We start from the raw sequence: 16,372 nt of genomic DNA, 5'->3' as shown, positions 1-16,372 counted from the left end.
TAAGGGAGGTTGGTATTCTAATCTAAAGGGGACTAATTATTCCCCTGGCCATGAAGATCACTTACACTCAGGAGAATTTAATACAAACATTATAAAAATAATAGAAGAAAAATGAAACAGTTAAGTTTATTATTATTGCTAATTTTCGGCTTTACTAGCTGCCAAAAGCAAATTGATAATTCAAATTCTAAATTGATAATTAATATTGCTGAAGCTAAATATGAAACAATAGGCTTTTCAGATAAATATGATGTACTTCCAAAATTAAATATTCAAGAAATTAGCGAAGATGCTTTTAATAAATTAAAAATTACTAAAAATTCATTTCAACAAACTCCTATAAAAAGGATAAAGGAAATTATTTTCTTGATATTAATAATAAAATACTTCAACTCAAGGGGGAAAATGATAATAAAACAGAAAAAAAACAGGGAGGAATTTGGTATAATTACTTGGGATTTTATCCATCCTTAGATATGTATGCTGTTTCAGCTAATTCAGTCAGTGAAGGAATTGACTTTAGTGATTTTGAATTAATCAATAAATCAAATGGAAAAATAGTTAAAGTAGTTTCACCTGGTGATGATAAAATAGAAACCCCTGTACTATCACCTCAGATTAATTATTTAGCCTATTTTCATAATCAAATATATGATAATAACAGTTTTTTGGGGATATTAAAAATTGATTCAAATAAAAATTTAAGAGAATACAAAAGTCTTATTTTAGAAAATTTTAAAATATATCAAGTTAATTGGTCTGACGATCACCTGATCTTAATAAAAGCATCTACAGATGGCGGGAAAACCTTTAAATATTATAGAAGTGATATTTTATCAAACAATATAAACCAAGGATTAGAAAAAAAGGAAGAATGGGAAGGAAATTATCATTCTGAAGCAATTAACAGAGATAATGCTAAAACAGTTTTTGATATTATTATAAAATCGTTAGATAATATTTCAATTAATATTGATGATGATGGAAGTAAAGAAAGTTATTCTAATATTAAAGCTGAAACAATTAATAAAGACAAAATAAAAATTATCTATAATTCTTCATTCGAAGATGACATGGGGACAATTTATATTGAAAAATCCGAAGATAAATTTTATATTTCAGGAACCCCTATTTATTTAATTAATCCGGGAAATAATGAAATACCATTAAAAAAAATAAAATAGTTTACAATTCTAGCAAGAATTATCCATCTATTGTTGAAAAAAATGGTTATTTAAACGAATTAGGAATGTTGTTTATGAAAATTTTTGAAATAGATGAAGAAGGTTAATAAAATAGAGTAGATAACTTTTTATTTAAAGAAATATAAGATATTGATGATGAAAAATTTAATAGTGTTTTCTTTAGTTTTTTTATCTCTACTCATATCATGTAAAAATGATCAGCCGAAAAAGATTGTAGAAAAGATGCAGACTATCAAAATATTCTTTTTTTTATATAGTTTTTTATTTTGTTTCACAAGCTGTGATGGACAAAAATCAAAAAACAGTACATGTTCAGTTGATAATGCTATAAAGACCATCAACTCATTACCTGAAGTTCAAAAACAGAGTGAATTTGTGGATTCTTTGTCAAAAAGTAGACAACATTTGTCGTTTATGACAGACACAATAAAATATAATAATAAACAATATTACAGAATAAAAACAGGTTTCAGTGGCCAATTTCATTGGGAAACCTATACTATTTTCTATGTTGATAAAAATAATTGTAAAAGTGTAATGGTTGATGAAACAATTTCAGGTGACATTATCACATTAGAGAAATGGAGAAATTTAAATAAAAAAAATAAAATAATTACATCAAGTAGGCCAGTAGATAATATAGAATTTTCAGCTCTTTTTAATGAAGGTACAGTAATAAAATTTACTCCTCAGGATTTAGTTAAAAAGTCCCCCGAAATTCAAAATTTTAAACAAAAACTTGAATTATACGAGAATGAGAATCCTTTAATAGAAGATTTTGACAATAAGAATTTATCATACTTGATTAATAATGAAACTTTTTTTGATGTACAATATTATATTGATAATAGTTGGTTACAATATTTTATTACTAAATATAAAGTTGATGTTTCAAAATTAAATGATTTAATGAATATTTCTATACATCAAGAAGACTTTAATGCAGTTAAATTGCTTGCTGATAATGGTTATATTATTTCAAAAAAAGACTTGAATATTCTAATTGATACAGAAAATAATATAAAAGAGAAGGTACAAGAAAATAAATCAGATGGATATGAAAGTTATATAATTTCAAATTCTAAAATAAACCAAATTTCACAATATTTAAAAGAAAAATATTCTCTAAACAAAATTGCTGACCCGGACGGCTATACCAATTTAAGAAAAGATAAAAACACTTCCTCAGAGGTTCTACAAAAAGTAAAATCAGGAGAACATATTGAGGTTTTAGATAATACTGGAGATTGGTTTTTAGTAAAAACAAAAGAAGGAAAAGAAGGATATATTCATAAAAGCAGGATAAAATAAAAGTAATGTATTAGTAAGAAACTATTAGTTATGAAATATTTAATCGGCTTATTAATTGGTTTTTTTTCAATATTTAGCTGCCAAAAAAATAACCAGAAAGAAATTAATCAATCATCTGAAAAACTCCCAACAGAGTCAAAAAATTATGTAGTATTTAAAAAAGAAAAAGTAGAAGACTTATCTAAGAAACCAATGATAAAGCAAAAAATAAATTGGGATGGTATTTACTGGCTTTATCCTTATAATATTGACAGCGAAAAACAAGGAAACTACTACATAAATATTTCTAAGGACAATAATGAATTTGGATTTAGTGGAGATATTCAATTTAATTATAAAATTAATTACAAATCCATAGACAATAAGTTATATATTTTTGATAATAAACAATCAGATATAGATCCTTTAGCGGTTATTTACAAAGAGAAAGATAAGTATTATATAAAAAGTGATTTGATAAAAATGGAACGTACCGATTTAAAAGAAACTAAAAATGGCTATCCAATACGTTGGGCAAAATCGAGTGATGACGTTCCAGACTCTCCTCAGTAATTAAAAGAACGATAAACATAAAATAAATTTGAAACAAAACAAAAAGTAACTTTTACTAGAAACGGGAAAGAGGTAACAGAAGTACTTAGAGGATTCAGTGATTTAAGTAAAGTCAAGACGTACCATTGGGAAGTTACTGAACAGATTGAAAAGTTTAAAAAGGAGGGCGATTCATATAAAGTAACTACTTTTTCTTGTAATAAGGAAAATAGTGATAATAAAGAAATTGAAAAAAATCTGATTCGCATAATCCTGTTGATGACCTTCAATTATGTTTGTATACCCAAAACGGAAATATAATTGACCCAGATGGCTATACCAATTTAAGAAAAGATAAAAATACCTCCTCAGAGATTCTACAAAAAGTAAAATCAGGAGAACATATTGATGTTTTGGACAATACTGGAGATTGGTTTTTAGTAAAGACTAAGAAGGAAAAATTGTATATCATTTTTATGCTCATTTATCAAAGGTAAATGTTAAAGTTGGACAAAAGGTAAAGCATAATGAAATTATTGGTCTGTCAGGAAGTACAGGTAATGCTATGCATATAGAAGTACAACATAGACACGTTCATGTAGAAGCTGGAACTGATTATGAAATTTATAGCGGAGGGAATAAATGTAAACTTAAAAACAGAATAAACCCTGAAAATTATATGAAATCTAAATTTGATAACAAAGGAAATACGTTATGAAAAATATTAAAATTATACTATCAATTTTAATCACTTTTTGCTTAGCATCATGTAATGGGCAAAATAAAAATGAGGAACAATCAAAGTCTTTAGGGATTAGTGATGGACTTCCTAATTTTTTGGATAAAAATTTTTTAGTTCTTATGAATTAGATCCTAATAATACTTATCCAACATATTTTTATAGAAACTCCAAAATGGGAGAATTTTCTGTTATCTTTCTTGCAAAGAATAAAAACCTTCAGGAAGAATGGAAAAATTATGATAGTAAAAATAATATTATGATTGAGGAAGGGGCAACAAATGAACAATTGCGACAAATAAATTTGTTGATAAAAAAGAAATTGGAACCCAATATTAATGATTATTACAGACTAGCCGAGTATACTGCTCCTCAATACATTAAAAAAAATGATTACATTTTTCCATTTATAAAAAAGTATTATCTATTTGATAATGTTAAAAAAGATGGGAAAATATAGGAGAAAAAAAAATCGAAGTAGGAGAAGAAATTGTGATAAGTATTGATGAGTTAAACTCTATGGTACATAACAAAACTTCAAAAGAGAATAATTTGAATTTACAAGTTAATTCCACTTCTAAAAATTGGTATGGAAAATATTCATTAAGCCTAAATGAAGATAGTGAAGACTGGAGAGATATTCATGAAATTATATTAGAAATCTCAAAAGATTCAGTTACCTATAAGGCGACAGGGTTCCAACTATATGAATTTTATAAATTAGAAATAAAGGAAAGGAAAGAAGCTGCTATACATTTGAATTTTTCGAAAGCACTTGATAATACTGAAAATCAGGTGTTTTTGGAACAAACCAAAGATTTTGGAACAATTACTTTTGATGGCAGTAAATATTTTTGGAAATGTCCCTACATTGATAAGAGTTTTACAGATGGAAAAAAGAAAACCTATATTTTGAAAAAGGAAGCATATAAGTGATAAAGTTCATAAAAAGCTTTAATAAATTCAAAAAATGCAAACAAATAGAATCATTTTTTTAATATCCTTATAGTGCTATTGATCTTTTGGCTTTTAGTAAAAACTAAAGAAGGAAAAGAAGGATATATTCATAAAAGCAGGATAAAATCTCCAAAGTCATAATGAAGACTTCGGAGATCACGGAGTTTTAAATAACCGATCAATCTCTTTTCTGCTGGCTTCATTAGGAGAAACTTTATAAAATTCCCTAAGTAGATCTAAAGAAGTTGGCTTTCTAGGATACGGATTATGGATAAGGAAGCTTTTCAATGCCGTATTTAATTTATCTTCCCCGATCAGGTCGCTCAATGTTACCATGGCAACAGCTCCTTTGGAATAGGAAATATGGGAAACATCTCCGGTTGCCCTGTAAATAGGAAGATTTTCGGATAGTCCTTTTTCGTTATCGTAGATTTGCTGGTGAACCTGTAGTCTTTCCATCATTTTGGCTTTTCCGTGCATTTTTTTATAGAGCATCATTTCGGTGTACATGGTAAGAGTTTCAGTAAGCATTACGGAACCTTCTCTAGCATCAGGATTAATCTGGCTGTTTCCCCACCAAAGATGGGAGAGTTCATGTCCTGCCAGTTCATTAATGACATCCTGTTTTTGATCAGCTGTTATATTGGCGTGAAAAACCATATCCTCAGGCATGAAAATAGCAGAAGGGTAAGCCGTTGCTGCAAAACCTCTGGTGAAAGATGATATTTCAGCAAAATTGATGGTTTTGAATGGATATTTTCCAAAATTCTGTTGGCAGTAATCCAAAGTGAGTTGAGCATTTTTCAGAAGATGATCTACATTTTCAAAATGATTTTTATGGTAAAAAATATTAACAGCAATACCTTTATAATGAATACTTTTTACTTCATATTCAGCTGAAGAAACCGCAAAACGGAAAGGAATATTTTTCGCTTGATACTGAAAATAATTCCGGTCAGCTTGCGTCCATTTTTTTACCAGATCACCGGTTCCTATTGCAGTCTGATCTTTTTCAGTGGAAATGGTCATATCGAGATTGATAAAATCCTTTTTGAAGACTTCAGGAGCTTCAGGCTTCTTTATTTCTTTTAATTTTTCCAGGCGGTATTGACTGCGGAGTTTTTCATCCTGAATTTCAAAATCTTTTTGATACCCAATAGTTGGATAATACCTGCTGATTCTCATAAAAGAACCGTTCTCAATAATGGCATTAAAAGACTCATGTCCGTTTACGGCGAACCATTGATAAGATATTTTGAACTCGAAAGTAGCTGTGCCATTAGGTTTTAAAGCATGTTCTAATAAAACTTCGGTGGTATTTCCGGTAACCGTTATGATTTCAGAATCCGATTTGAAAACAGCAGTTTCCAGCTTCAGATCTGTATTAAAATTGATGAGAATTTTGTCAATGGGCTGGTTCGTTTGGTTTCTAAGGGTATAATGGCCGTTAATTTCATAGGAATTGTGTGATGGATATAGCTTGATTTTAGTTTTAATAGCTGTGATATCAGGCTGTGGAAGGCTTTCATACTTTCGGAAATTCTTTTCATATTGAACAGAATTCAAGAGTTCTTTTTCATCATCTTTAGGAAGATATCCGTTCATAAAATAGTTTCCGGAAATCAAGCCTGAAATAAGTAGAATAACAATAAAAGCAGATTGAAGAACAGATACTTTTTTAAACTTGATAAAGGAATTAATCCACCACAATAAAGCAATAATTCCGGCTCCGAATAAAAGTCTTTGTCCAAAAGCTTTTTCATAGATTTCATACCCATTAAAATCACTGTAACTTCCTTTAAAGTCTGAAAATATTCTTAAAACCGGATAAGGAAGAATCTTGCCGGAAACAGGACCTGCAAATATAAAAACAGCTGCAACAGATAGTCCTAATGCGATAAATTTATGTGGAATTCTATCATTGATGAACAGAATAAACCCTGAAAACAAAATCAATGGAAAAGTATTGAAAAGGAAAACCGCAGAATAGGCATTCCAATCCACATGAAAATACTGATAAGCAGCTTGAAAAATAAGACCTTCCCCAATTAAAATTCCTGTAAAGAAGAACAACAGAATACTTATTGAAATGAAATGTCCGGCTAGTTTATTTCTTGAGAAAAAGGTACTGTTTTCAATGAGCGAAAATCCTGATGATTTCGATCTCCAATACAGATCATTAAGAAAATAGGCAACGATGAGTAATCCCAGTAAGTGAAAGTTTTCCGATATAGTGGTGGCCATAAGACCGGAACTGGCATATTTCTGTGGGAGTCGGATCCCTTTTTCAATTTCTGCATACATTTCCATCCCTACAGCAAATACCAAGAGAATAGAAACTGCAGGAACTGTAATGCTTTTGAACAGATAGATCAGATCTATTTTGGCAAAGGATATCATGGATTGTATAATAGCCACTCGTCCATATTCAGGCTGTACAGCAGCATATTCTGATTTGAAAAACTTAGGCTGGGAATCGTTTTTGGGAATCGTTTTTCTTACCTTTTGTTTTGCAATATTGGAGAAGGAAAATTGTTTTAAAGTAAGCCACAGAAGAGCTATTGATATTAAGATATAAAAAATCCTGTTGAAAAGTAAATAGCTTGTGATAGGAATAATTTGTACGTTTTTTTGTTCAACAGTAAGCAATCTTGCGTTCAGAAAATAAGATGACAGCCCGAAAGGATCAAGGATCGCTGAAATCTGCTGAACTTCCAGTGATTGAGGCATAGCTCCTGCCATAAACGGTGAATTGGAAAATAATAAAATAATCATGTACAAAACATACAGGAGCAACCCACCAATAACCACCAATAGTTTTTTCCTGAAAATAAAAGTCATAAAAAAAGGAAACTGCACACCAGGAACGTATTAATCAGTCCGAAAATGAACAACGGATAGAGATAATGAATGATATTAAATCCGTTTTGCATCTCACTTCCGGTACGGAGACTTTGGCCTATGATAAAACCAATCATTAGAAATGAAAAACTTAGAAAGGTCTGCAAAAAGTAGTTCAGGAACTTTCCTTTCAGATAGGCCTGTTTTGAAAGAGGAAATGAAAACAGAACGACATCAAATCCGGAATCCTGTTCCTTAAACAACAGCTGTAAGGCGTATATGGTGGCAAAAAAAATGATGGAAAGACTCAGCATTCCGGTCATAAATCCAATGGTATAAGGTGAGTTTAAATAGATTCCTTCTCCCACAGAAAGGTTGAACTGATTCCCACAAAAAATACCGAGAAATATAAGAATTAAGGCAATACAATAGGTAAGCCAGTGCTTGGTATTGCGTCTGACTTCAAAATAAAATATAGTATTCATGACTAAGGCTTTTGCGTTAAAGTATAAAAGTAGAAGTGTTCCAGTAAGGGATTTGCAGGCTTGAAATCTTCAGGCGTTTCTTCAGAAAAGATGGTGATATGGTGATTTCTTTCTATCAATTGTCTGCTGATGACCTCATAATGGGAGTTATATTTTTCCAGGTCATTGTTCTCAATAGAGCGGGACCATATTTTATGTTCCAGTTCTGCCATTAATTGCTTGGGATCTCCTTTTCTAAGGATTTTTCCATGATTCATGACTGCAATTTCTGAGCACAGATTTCTAACATCTTCCACCAAATGAGTGGAAAGAATGACAATAATATCCTGGCTGATATCATTCAGCAGTATATTGAAACGGTTTCGTTCTTCAGGATCCAGGCCGGCGGTAGGCTCATCTACAATAATGATTTTAGGATTTCCCAGTAATGCCTGAGCCACTCCAAAACGCTGTTTCATTCCACCGGAAAAAGTATGAACTTCTTTCTTTTGAAAATCCAGAAGATTCACTTTTCCAAGCAGGTCCAGAATCTGTTTTTTACGGTTGTTCCTGTCTGTAATCCCTTTCAGTATTGCAATGTGTTCCAAAAGATCATAAGCGGATATTTTTGGATAAACTCCGAAATCCTGGGGTAGAAATCCTAAATTTTGTTTGAGAAATTCCGGTTTTTTAACAATATCAACATCATTAAAAAATAGGGTTCCCGAGCTGGGTTTTTGTAATCCTACAATGGTTTTCATCAGGGATGATTTTCCGGCTCCATTCGGGCCTAGCAGCCCAAACATTCCGTTATTGATTTCCAGGGAAATATTGTCAATGGCTTGAAAACCATTTTTATACGTAAGATTGAGGTTGTTGATGGATAAGGTATTCATAATAATGAGTTTGGGTAATAGGAGAGTTGGTAATCCGGTTGGGGACTACTGTTGTTTAAAGAGACGGATAGATAATAGACGGATAGATGAGAGACTTAGAGTATTGGTAATGAAGATTATGTATAAGACTTTCAGCTTTCAAATACCAAACGATTGAAAGGGTGACAACCTTAAACTAAGAACTTTAAACCTTGAACTCTACTCTTTATACTCCAGAATATCTCCCGGTTGGCATTCCAGGATCTTGCAGATGGCTTCCAGGGTGTCAAAGCGTACACCTTTGGCTTTCCCGGTTTTGAGGATGGAGAGGTTGACGGGAGTGATTCCCAGTTTTTCTGCCAATTCTTTACTCTGCATTTTTCGTTTGGCTAGCATCACATCTAAGTTGACTATAATTGGCATGTTAAATAATTAGGTCTTGTTCGTTTTGCAAATGTAGCCCTTGCTTAAAGATATTCGCAAGAAACAGACAGAAAATTCCAAGCATAAAGTGAATAAACACCAGGCCCCAGATAATACTTTCTACTTCCACAAAGAAACTCGCGATAATCACCAGGGGAAGTGGAATGAAAATATTAAAAAGGTAAAATCTCTTAAGTTGTGTTATATGTTCTCTTGTAAAGAGTTTTGGTTGGAAAAATACCCTGAAAACTTTTGCGGAAAGCCAGAAAAAGATCCCGTAAGGAATTAAAACCAACATAAATGAAAAGATGATATAAGGATAATTATCTTCTATATTCAGAAATGGCTGCTCAGTGAACGGATAATTGATGTGAAGATATTGTCCGTTGTTTCCATAAGACACCACAGAGTAACCTGTAGCCAGACAGAAAAGGGAATACAGTACAATGATAAGGTATCCGGCTGCCAATACAGAGCAGATATAAAATAAAATACGGGAAATAAGTTTAGTCTGATTCATGTCACGATCATTAATTAGTATTGCAAATGTATAATTAATTATCGTAAAACAATAATTAATTTAAATAAAATTTTATTTTAACATGTAAATAGAAATCTGAAAACCAGCTTAGAAATTCTTATCTTTAATAGTAAAATATTATCATTATGGCTTATAATACTGAATTGGCTGACCGGGTGAGAGAGTGGTTAGCTCAAGTGAATGATATTAAAGTAGAGGAAAAGAAAATGTTCGGCGGGCTGGCATTTCTGGTGAATGATAAAATGTGTATTAATATCAGTCACGACAATCTGATGTGCCGCTACAACCCTGAAAAAGAAGAAGAAGTTGCGGAGAAAACAGGCTTTCTTCCTATGATTATGAGAGGGAAGCAACTTAAGGAATACTGCTATGTGGAGCCTATCGGTTTTCAAAAACCTGAAGATTTTCAATATTGGATGAAACTTTGTCTGGAGTACAACAAAATTGCAAAAGCTTCAAAGAAGAAGTAAGTTTGAGGGTTTTAGAGTATGAGAGTTTTAGAGTATGAGAGTGGGCGACCACTGTTGCAGCTTCCCACTCATCATTACTCATTATTCATTACTTTCCATATAATTGTTCTCTTATCTGAACCAGGATTTTGGTTGTTTTATCCAGATCAGACGATTCAGGAAGAGTTGAGATGGAATGATGATGCTCAATGGATTCAATAAGGTTTTCTGCTTTTTCCATAACAGCTTCATACGACCAGTTTCCTGCTTTAATATCCAGCAATTCATCCCGGTTTTCTACACGGATCTGAAGAGAATTTCTTTTGAAAATCTGTTCACACGATTGCAGCAAACGGATGGTATGCATCATATTTTTGCTGTCATAGTTCTGTCCATGTGTTTGGTTAACATTGTACCGGTCTTCATTGCGTTCTTCCACCCACTTCCAGTATTCCCTATAGTCTTTGCAGTAAGTAGAGTAGGCATCAAGGTTACAGAACAGATAAGCATCCGGCTTTTCATCCTTGGGAACAGAAGATACCGAAACCTGGTTGGCTTCTTCATATTGGATGATTCCTTTATACCCCAATGTTTGAGAGTCATCATAAAATAACGCAAACATTCCTTTGGTATGATCAATGGCTGTTAACCCACATTTTTCCTGAACTTTTCTATTTTCTAACAACCATTTTTTCAAAGGAACAGAACCTTGTCCATCCAGAATAAAGCAGAAATCAAGAATAGATTTTCTTTCTTTGTCAATAGGATTCAGAATCTTTTTATTAAGACCTTTCGCTTTTTTAATCTGGGAAATAGCATATCCGGCAAAGGTATCTTTGCATAATTTAGACAGAAAGTCTTCCGGTTTCAGAAGATCCATCAACGGATGTTTATACAGAATACAATCTTCAGGACTTGCCAAAACCTCCAGAATATTAGGATTATTCTTTTGCAACAGCTCCACAAACCTTCCAATTTCATAATAGGTAATATCATTCGTCTCGTTAGAAATCTGTGGAATGTAGCTCAGTCCGAAGAAATCTTCCTTCGGCAGGTAATACACTCCACGGATATCCGTATCTGAGGTTTCCGTTGCCAGCCCAAAAGCACGGCTTCCGGAGATGGCTTCGAAGAGAAGGAGTTTTTTATTTTTTAGGTCTTGGATGGTCATTTTAATTATTCAAATAATAATTTTTAAATTAGTTTTTAATACAGCTATTGACAACAACTTCCAGTGCTTTTTCTGCATCACAGGCATATAATCCTGAGCACCATGCCGGATTAGCTTCAATTAATGCCCAGCCTTGCCCCTTAATAATTCCAAAATCTAATACAACAGCATTGGGTAATGTTGAAGAATATTTCTGGATAAAGCGATTGAAAAACTCAAACATATCATGCTCTTCATTTTCAGATAATGGATTTGTATCAAAGCTATTGTTTCTCCAATAAGAAGAATATGTTTTTATTTCATTATTAAAAACAAAGCATCTTACTTCAAGTTCCCATTCTACTACTTCTGAGGTGAAAACCGTTGAGTTCAAATCTACAGTGTCAAAACCTTTGATATCCGTCAGCTTATGATAAACTCCAGCTTTAAAACTTTTAAAATCAGAACATTTAATGAAAATATCTTCTTCTTGCAGAAAGTCTTTTAATTGTCCATAGATAATTTTACGTTGGGTAAACTCTTCTGAAATTTCAGCAAGCCAATTATCCTTTGGTTTTGTTAAGGTCAGATTACATTGTTCAGCTACAATTTCTGAATAAATGTCTTCACCATAGACCGCAATCACATCAGTACGAAATTCCTCAGGAACGTTCCATTTTGCATTGAAACGGCTCAGTTCGTAAGGGGAATTGAGGGATGCCTTTTTTAAATTGTTGCTGTCTTCAGTATACATAGGAGATAGCGCGATTATATTTTTCATGAGCATATTGTTTAATAAGATTAATAGTGTTTTGTCTAAATGTTTAAAGCTTCTTTGATAGCTTCCGATAAAGGCCTAAACTGTGTAAGGATTTTATATTTTATTCCTGCTGTCGTTGTGTAGGATGAAATACTATCTGCTATATTACCCTCTTCTTCTTTATTGAGGATGAGATGATCATAATGTCCTAAATCCATGGTGATAATTAATTCTTCTCCGGATTTTTTGAACTCTTCATAACATGTATTGATGAAACTAAAATCAGGATTAGTTCTGTCAAAACATTTTTCTTTGATACGATATTCGTAAATTGCTTCGTCAAGCTGCTCTGATAATTCAGTCAAATCCACATCCTGTCCATGAATTTCTTTGTATCTGGTAACAACCAGTTTAATAAAGGCTTCTGTATAGAAAATGATAAAGCTATCATCATCTACATACCAAAAAATACTATAAAAATAATTGTTTTTAGGAAGGTTATACTTTTTGAAAGTTTCAATCACTGATAGAGGGACTTCAAGTCCTATTTCTTCTTTTAAGAGCTGAGATCTTTCAATAAATTCATGTATTTTTTCTTTCCCTTGAGGAGCTGCTTTTTCAGTTTTTTTTGAGAATAATTTTGATATCTTTCTTTCTGAAAAAATTAAATATTTTCATTTGTCTTTCTTTAAAGCTCTAATATTTCCCTAAAAACCCTCTCCATGTCTTTCTTATCAGCATTTCCACCTTTCAAATCCTTTGACTTCTCCTCATTATAAGCTATGGTTTTCTCCAAAAACTCAAACAAATCCCAATCATTCGGGTGATAATAAGCTTCTCCTTTCGTTGCTTTTAGGGCTACGAGATTTTCTATTTTTGTTCTGGTTTTATCATCCACTAAAACAAGCAGATCACTGAACAATACTGGCGGAACCGTTCCTTTTTCTATGATCCATTTTCCGGTTAAAGCAGTTCGCAGACAATAAAAATAGCTTTTTAATTTCACTTCATCAGCTCTGCAGGTTTCCAGGTATTTTTTGCTCATGCTTAAATAATGATAAGAAACGGCTATTGGTGAAAAGCAGGCATCCGCTAATGGTTTGAAAAGCTCTACAAACTTTGCATTTTCCATGTAAACGATAGGCGAGTAGAACCAGCTCAATAAAGCAGCATTTGATTTAAGCAAAAGATGAAAAGTCTTTAGGAGATCCCATCCAGAACCATCCAAGTCATCTTCTGTCATAAATTCTATCGTTTCATCCTTATCCCATGGTGAAAGATACCAGTCTTTTTCATGGCGGTATATAAAACGTATGTCATAATCGCTGTCCGGTGAGGCAAAACCCCAGGCTCTGCTCCCGGATTCAACGGCAAGAAGGACTTCCACACCTCGTGCAGCCTCCACTTCTTTTATTTTTTCTAGTATTTTCGGTGTCATTGTTTTCAATTTTATATTGCAAAGTAAAGTGGGTGGTGCGCAATGTTATTACGTAGTTGTTTTGGGTTTGAGAGTATTAGAGTATTAGAGTATTAGAGTAGCGGGGTTATAAGATTTTTGTTACAATATAAACTCCCAAACCCTACTACTCTCAAACTCAATTAAAGGTTATCAGAACGTTTCAATAGTCTCAAATCAAAAATATCGTTTTTAATTTCCCTTTTCTGGTTTATTGTCTCTCATCTCTTCGTCTATGATCTATTTTCTCTTTAATCCCTTGTATCCATTACCCAAAATACCCCTTATTTCACTAATATTGCACTTTCTCTATTTAACATAACTATTTTTACAACCATGTTGACAACTGACTTACAGCATAAAATTGATTTCAAAACAAAACCTTTAGGTGCATTGGGACATCTGGAGCATCTCGCCCACAAAATAGGAATGGTTCAGAATACCCTTTCTCCACAGTTATCAAACCCTCATATGGTAGTTTTTGCAGCCGATCATGGGATTGCAACGGCTGGAGTAAGTGCCTATCCGCAGGAAGTTACCTATCAGATGGTGATGAATTTCTTAGGGGGTGGTGCAGCCATCAATGTATTTTGCAGACAACATAATATTGAGATTAAAATTGTAGACGCAGGGGTAAATTTTGATTTTCCGGAAGGGTTAGATTTAATCAATCATAAAGTCAGAAAATCCAGCCGTAATATTCTGGAGGAACCAGCGATGACTTCTGAAGAATATCAAAAGGCTTTGCAGAATGGAAACTCGGTAGTGGCAGAGATTGCTGAAACAGGTTGCAACATCATTGGATTTGGCGAAATGGGAATTGGAAACACTTCCGCTTCTTCGCTGATGATGAGCCAATTGTTTGATCTTCCTGTCGCAAGTTGTATAGGACGTGGAACAGGACTGAATGATGATCAGCTTCAGAACAAAATCAATATTTTATCAGCAGCCATAGAGAAATATCCGGACATCAAAACTCCTGATGAAATTGCTATGACTTTTGGTGGATTGGAAATTGCCCAGATGATCGGTGCAATGGAAGAAGCTTTCCGTCAAAATATGCTGATTATGGTAGATGGATTTATTGCCACCGTTGCAATCGCCACCGCATCGAAAAAGAATCCGAATATATTGAATAACTGTATATTCTGCCATGTAAGTGATGAGAATGCCCATCTTCAGCTTCTTGAATTATTGGGGCAGAAAGCTCTGTTGAACCTTAATTTAAGGTTAGGAGAAGGAACAGGCTGTGCATTAGCTTATCCGCTTATTCAAAGTGCAGTAAACTTTCTGAATGAAATGTCCAGTTTTGAAGATGCTCATGTTTCAAATAAAGAATAAATGAAGACCATAAAGAATGAACTGATCTACTTTGCAACGGCACTGATGTTCTTCACCAGAATTCCGGTTCCGTTTACCATTCCGTATTCAAGCGAGATTATGAATAAATCTCAGAAGTATTTTGCCTGGATTGGATTGTTGGTAGGGGTGATTAATGCTGGGGTTTTATACCTTTCTACTCAACTTTTTAACCTGGAAATAGGCATTGTTTTGATGATGATAAGCAGTGTTCTTCTTACCGGAGCGTTTCATGAGGATGGTTTCACAGATATGTGCGACAGCTTCGGAGGCGGGTACGGAAAAGAGAAGATTCTTACTATTATGAAGGACAGCAGAGTAGGAGCTTATGGAACTATTGGAATCATTTTACTGTTTGCCTTAAAGTTCTTCAGTATTCAGGCTTTGGGAACAGTTGATCTGATGAAAACTCTGGGAATTGTTATTCTGGCGCACACTGCAAGCCGTTTTATTTCAGGAACAATGATTTATACCCATGAGTATGTGACTGATATTGACGCAAGCAAATCAAAACCTTTGGCAAACAAACCATTGGATGCAACGGCTTTACTGGTTGGGTTGATCAGTGTTTTACTTTCTTTTGCCCTGATTCCTGACTGGAGATTAGTATTGGCTTTTGCCTTGGCTTATTTAGGAAAGACCTGTATGGGCTGGTATTTTAAAGAACATATTGGCGGGTACACCGGAGATTGTCTGGGGGCTGTACAGCAGGTCACAGAAGTCTTGTTTTACTTAGGAACTATGATCGTATGGAAATTCATCTGATTCGTCATACCGCAGTAGATAATCTGGGAAATCTGTGCTATGGATTTGCTGAGATGCCTTTACGAAAAGAGTATCTGGAAGATTTTAAATGTTTACATCTGGATAATGATTTTGATTTAGTGATTTCAAGCCCCGCACAACGTTGCTGTCTTTTGGCAGAACATTTTAAATTGAATTATTCAACCGATGAAAGACTTCGGGAAATGAATTTCGGAAACTGGGAAATGAAGAAATGGACAGAGATTCCGGAAGAAGAGATCAATCCCTGGTATAAAGATTTTATCAATGTAAATGCTTCAGATGGAGAAAATCTCCTTGAAATGCAAACTCGTGTCCTCAGCTTTTGGAATGAATTGGTTACTAAAGAAGACATAGAAAAAGTTTTGATTATTGCTCATGCTGGTGTCATTCGTTTAATTCTTCAGTCTGTACTGCAGTTTCCATTAGAGAATATGTTCAATATTCAGATTGATTATGGGAAGAAAGTAATTATTGAAGCAAAAGATGATTATTTTTCCATCAAAAAAGTAAATGGATAATAAACAT

Annotated in this window: 21 protein-coding genes; 12 read left to right on the top strand and 9 right to left on the bottom strand. The window is 33.3% G+C overall.

Annotated elements, in window-relative coordinates:
- Positions 1-111 precede the first annotated feature (111 nt).
- From H5J24_RS15550 to H5J24_RS15520, 8 genes are all read left to right on the top strand, one after another.
- Positions 112-474 (top strand): hypothetical protein, encoded by a 363-nt coding sequence (locus H5J24_RS15550; protein WP_232815648.1) that lies wholly within the window; start codon positions 112-114, stop codon positions 472-474.
- 2 nt (positions 475-476) lie between these two features.
- Positions 477-1,184 (top strand): hypothetical protein, encoded by a 708-nt coding sequence (locus tag H5J24_RS15545; RefSeq protein ID WP_232815647.1) that lies wholly within the window; start codon positions 477-479, stop codon positions 1,182-1,184.
- Between the two features lie 153 nt (positions 1,185-1,337).
- Positions 1,338-2,516 carry an SH3 domain-containing protein gene (locus H5J24_RS15540; protein ID WP_068942081.1) on the top strand — a complete coding sequence of 393 codons (1,179 nt, stop codon included), beginning with the start codon at positions 1,338-1,340 and terminating at the stop codon, positions 2,514-2,516.
- 30 nt (positions 2,517-2,546) lie between these two features.
- On the top strand, positions 2,547-3,068 hold the full coding sequence (locus H5J24_RS15535) for a hypothetical protein (protein ID WP_068942083.1): 522 nt from the start codon (positions 2,547-2,549) through the stop codon (positions 3,066-3,068).
- Between the two features lie 275 nt (positions 3,069-3,343).
- Positions 3,344-3,544 (top strand): SH3 domain-containing protein, encoded by a 201-nt coding sequence (locus H5J24_RS26220; RefSeq protein WP_068942085.1) that lies wholly within the window; start codon positions 3,344-3,346, stop codon positions 3,542-3,544.
- Positions 3,508-3,765: a M23 family metallopeptidase gene (locus H5J24_RS25675; RefSeq protein ID WP_082811113.1), complete on the top strand. Its 258-nt coding sequence runs from the start codon at positions 3,508-3,510 to the stop codon at positions 3,763-3,765. The genes H5J24_RS26220 and H5J24_RS25675 overlap by 37 nt, the downstream gene beginning before the upstream one ends.
- A gap of 196 nt (positions 3,766-3,961) precedes the next feature.
- Positions 3,962-4,246 carry a hypothetical protein gene (locus H5J24_RS15525; protein WP_232815646.1) on the top strand — a complete coding sequence of 95 codons (285 nt, stop codon included), beginning with the start codon at positions 3,962-3,964 and terminating at the stop codon, positions 4,244-4,246.
- Positions 4,247-4,278: 32 nt separating this feature from the next.
- Positions 4,279-4,722: a DUF3768 domain-containing protein gene (locus H5J24_RS15520; RefSeq protein WP_232815645.1), complete on the top strand. Its 444-nt coding sequence runs from the start codon at positions 4,279-4,281 to the stop codon at positions 4,720-4,722.
- Between the two features lie 177 nt (positions 4,723-4,899).
- On the opposite strand, the gene H5J24_RS15515 is transcribed toward H5J24_RS15520, so the two are convergent.
- The 5 genes from H5J24_RS15515 to H5J24_RS15495 all read right to left on the bottom strand — a co-directional run bounded on the left by H5J24_RS15515 (position 4,900) and on the right by H5J24_RS15495 (position 9,866).
- A complete protein-coding gene (locus H5J24_RS15515; protein WP_232815644.1) occupies positions 4,900-7,518 on the bottom strand; it encodes a M1 family aminopeptidase in 2,619 nt (872 codons plus the stop codon).
- A gap of 62 nt (positions 7,519-7,580) precedes the next feature.
- Positions 7,581-8,069: an ABC transporter permease gene (locus H5J24_RS15510; protein WP_232815643.1), complete on the bottom strand. Its 489-nt coding sequence runs from the start codon at positions 8,067-8,069 to the stop codon at positions 7,581-7,583.
- Between the two features lie 2 nt (positions 8,070-8,071).
- A complete protein-coding gene (locus H5J24_RS15505) occupies positions 8,072-8,944 on the bottom strand; it encodes an ABC transporter ATP-binding protein (protein WP_068942091.1) in 873 nt (290 codons plus the stop codon).
- A gap of 198 nt (positions 8,945-9,142) precedes the next feature.
- Positions 9,143-9,346, bottom strand: coding sequence for a helix-turn-helix domain-containing protein (locus H5J24_RS15500; RefSeq protein ID WP_045494476.1), 204 nt, complete (start codon positions 9,344-9,346; stop codon positions 9,143-9,145).
- A gap of 1 nt (position 9,347) precedes the next feature.
- A complete protein-coding gene (locus H5J24_RS15495; protein WP_068942093.1) occupies positions 9,348-9,866 on the bottom strand; it encodes a DUF2975 domain-containing protein in 519 nt (172 codons plus the stop codon).
- A 146-nt stretch (positions 9,867-10,012) separates the two neighbouring features.
- Here H5J24_RS15495 and H5J24_RS15490 point away from each other — a divergent pair, with 146 nt between their 5' ends.
- Positions 10,013-10,357, top strand: coding sequence for a TfoX/Sxy family protein (locus tag H5J24_RS15490; RefSeq protein ID WP_068942096.1), 345 nt, complete (start codon positions 10,013-10,015; stop codon positions 10,355-10,357).
- A gap of 88 nt (positions 10,358-10,445) precedes the next feature.
- Here the strand turns inward: H5J24_RS15490 and H5J24_RS15485 are convergent, their stop codons facing one another.
- The 4 genes from H5J24_RS15485 to H5J24_RS15470 all read right to left on the bottom strand — a co-directional run bounded on the left by H5J24_RS15485 (position 10,446) and on the right by H5J24_RS15470 (position 13,684).
- A complete protein-coding gene (locus H5J24_RS15485; RefSeq protein ID WP_068942097.1) occupies positions 10,446-11,507 on the bottom strand; it encodes a nucleotidyltransferase domain-containing protein in 1,062 nt (353 codons plus the stop codon).
- 28 nt (positions 11,508-11,535) lie between these two features.
- Positions 11,536-12,267, bottom strand: coding sequence for an ATP-grasp domain-containing protein (locus H5J24_RS15480; RefSeq protein WP_068942099.1), 732 nt, complete (start codon positions 12,265-12,267; stop codon positions 11,536-11,538).
- A gap of 35 nt (positions 12,268-12,302) precedes the next feature.
- Complete coding sequence (locus tag H5J24_RS15475; protein WP_232815642.1) at positions 12,303-12,770, bottom strand: hypothetical protein; 468 nt, start codon at positions 12,768-12,770, stop codon at positions 12,303-12,305.
- A 164-nt stretch (positions 12,771-12,934) separates the two neighbouring features.
- Positions 12,935-13,684: a nucleotidyltransferase domain-containing protein gene (locus H5J24_RS15470; protein ID WP_068942103.1), complete on the bottom strand. Its 750-nt coding sequence runs from the start codon at positions 13,682-13,684 to the stop codon at positions 12,935-12,937.
- Between the two features lie 285 nt (positions 13,685-13,969).
- Here H5J24_RS15470 and cobT point away from each other — a divergent pair, with 285 nt between their 5' ends.
- From cobT to cobC, 3 genes are read left to right on the top strand one after another with little or no spacing between them, the layout of a single operon-like run.
- Positions 13,970-15,043, top strand: coding sequence for a nicotinate-nucleotide--dimethylbenzimidazole phosphoribosyltransferase (cobT, locus tag H5J24_RS15465; RefSeq protein WP_317228590.1), 1,074 nt, complete (start codon positions 13,970-13,972; stop codon positions 15,041-15,043).
- Positions 15,044-15,826: an adenosylcobinamide-GDP ribazoletransferase gene (locus tag H5J24_RS15460; RefSeq protein ID WP_082811119.1), complete on the top strand. Its 783-nt coding sequence runs from the start codon at positions 15,044-15,046 to the stop codon at positions 15,824-15,826.
- Positions 15,811-16,365, top strand: coding sequence for an alpha-ribazole phosphatase family protein (cobC, locus tag H5J24_RS15455; RefSeq protein ID WP_068942107.1), 555 nt, complete (start codon positions 15,811-15,813; stop codon positions 16,363-16,365). The genes H5J24_RS15460 and cobC overlap by 16 nt, the downstream gene beginning before the upstream one ends.
- Positions 16,366-16,372: the final 7 nt, after the last annotated feature.

Source organism: Chryseobacterium capnotolerans, assembly GCF_021278965.1.
Taxonomy (GTDB): domain Bacteria; phylum Bacteroidota; class Bacteroidia; order Flavobacteriales; family Weeksellaceae; genus Chryseobacterium; species Chryseobacterium capnotolerans.
Note: the sequence above shows the minus strand (reverse complement) of the source record. Positions and strands in the feature narration are given on the sequence as shown.

Excerpts from the sequence above, each read along its gene's own strand:
- H5J24_RS15515 (WP_232815644.1), bottom strand. The coding sequence starts at position 7,518 with ATGATTATTTTATTATTTTCCAATTCACCGTTTATGGCAGGAGCTATG.
- H5J24_RS15460 (WP_082811119.1), top strand. The coding sequence starts at position 15,044 with ATGAAGACCATAAAGAATGAACTGATCTACTTTGCAACGGCACTGATG.
- H5J24_RS15550 (WP_232815648.1), top strand. The coding sequence starts at position 112 with ATGAAACAGTTAAGTTTATTATTATTGCTAATTTTCGGCTTTACTAGC.
- H5J24_RS15525 (WP_232815646.1), top strand. The coding sequence starts at position 3,962 with ATGGGAGAATTTTCTGTTATCTTTCTTGCAAAGAATAAAAACCTTCAG.
- H5J24_RS15480 (WP_068942099.1), bottom strand. The coding sequence starts at position 12,267 with ATGAAAAATATAATCGCGCTATCTCCTATGTATACTGAAGACAGCAAC.
- H5J24_RS15535 (WP_068942083.1), top strand. The coding sequence starts at position 2,547 with ATGAAATATTTAATCGGCTTATTAATTGGTTTTTTTTCAATATTTAGC.
- H5J24_RS15485 (WP_068942097.1), bottom strand. The coding sequence starts at position 11,507 with ATGACCATCCAAGACCTAAAAAATAAAAAACTCCTTCTCTTCGAAGCC.
- H5J24_RS15500 (WP_045494476.1), bottom strand. The coding sequence starts at position 9,346 with ATGCCAATTATAGTCAACTTAGATGTGATGCTAGCCAAACGAAAAATG.
- H5J24_RS15545 (WP_232815647.1), top strand. The coding sequence starts at position 477 with ATGTATGCTGTTTCAGCTAATTCAGTCAGTGAAGGAATTGACTTTAGT.
- H5J24_RS15505 (WP_068942091.1), bottom strand. The coding sequence starts at position 8,944 with ATGAATACCTTATCCATCAACAACCTCAATCTTACGTATAAAAATGGT.
- H5J24_RS15540 (WP_068942081.1), top strand. The coding sequence starts at position 1,338 with ATGATGAAAAATTTAATAGTGTTTTCTTTAGTTTTTTTATCTCTACTC.
- H5J24_RS15510 (WP_232815643.1), bottom strand. The coding sequence starts at position 8,069 with ATGAATACTATATTTTATTTTGAAGTCAGACGCAATACCAAGCACTGG.
- H5J24_RS15490 (WP_068942096.1), top strand. The coding sequence starts at position 10,013 with ATGGCTTATAATACTGAATTGGCTGACCGGGTGAGAGAGTGGTTAGCT.
- H5J24_RS15495 (WP_068942093.1), bottom strand. The coding sequence starts at position 9,866 with ATGAATCAGACTAAACTTATTTCCCGTATTTTATTTTATATCTGCTCT.
- cobC (WP_068942107.1), top strand. The coding sequence starts at position 15,811 with ATGGAAATTCATCTGATTCGTCATACCGCAGTAGATAATCTGGGAAAT.
- H5J24_RS15470 (WP_068942103.1), bottom strand. The coding sequence starts at position 13,684 with ATGACACCGAAAATACTAGAAAAAATAAAAGAAGTGGAGGCTGCACGA.